Source organism: Luteirhabdus pelagi (assembly GCF_016827595.1).
GTDB classification, from domain to species: domain Bacteria; phylum Bacteroidota; class Bacteroidia; order Flavobacteriales; family Flavobacteriaceae; genus Luteirhabdus; species Luteirhabdus pelagi.
Window position 1 is genome coordinate 1 of the sequence record NZ_JAECMS010000037.1, and the last position, 750, is coordinate 750.

General features: G+C 30.8%; 1 protein-coding gene. It reads right to left on the minus strand.

All coding sequences use genetic code 11. The features are described from left to right. Positions 1 to 146 precede the first annotated feature (146 nt). A partial coding sequence (locus I4Q58_RS15465) for a hypothetical protein (protein WP_236002964.1) occupies positions 147 to 750 on the minus strand: 604 nt, incomplete at its 5' end.

The following is a 750-nucleotide window of genomic DNA, read 5'->3' on the forward strand; positions in this document are numbered from 1 at the left end:
AACGGATTTGTATAACATGTCGTTGCCCGTTGGATAAATTTAGTTAAAATTCAATTACCACAATACGGACCCTTAATCTTAAAAAATTTTCAATATGATTAACCGAATAGGGCAATGCTTGTTATACGTTGTTAGCTGCTGCCTATTCATTTCTTTTTCAAATAATAAGTTTGAAATTCACCATTGGTTCCAATCGGCTTTATACTTTTTGATTCTTTATCAATGAACCATTTTTCGCTTTCGAAAACTCTTAAGTGCTCAAATTTTATCTCAAAATGATTACTATTCGTCCCAACAATTGAGTATTCAGGTGATTTTAAACCTTTTGTATCAGTAATATGGAAGCTTTTGATCTTAAAATCCTCAGACTTTACAGTGTCGAAACAATTTCGAATTTCGACAGTTTTTTCTTCATCCGTTGTGATGGTTAATTGATAATTTATCAATCGCCCGTTTTTATCTGTTACCTTAAAAGTATTTCTCTTTGAAGCTTTATGTTTTTCATCTACTATTATTCTGTCTCGTTGTGGAACGCTATTTAAAACTATGCTATCCTCAATTATATCATAATTTCCCTTGATCTCTTGAGTGAAGAATTCCCTATTCACTCTGTAATTAAAAGTTTTGTCAGAGTTCAGTTTTATTGATTCAGAAAAATGTCGCTGGGAATAGAAATATTCACCAGTCAAATTATATGTTTTGCTTTGAACTAGAGTGAATAATAGGAATACTGAGTAAATAAATTTCATC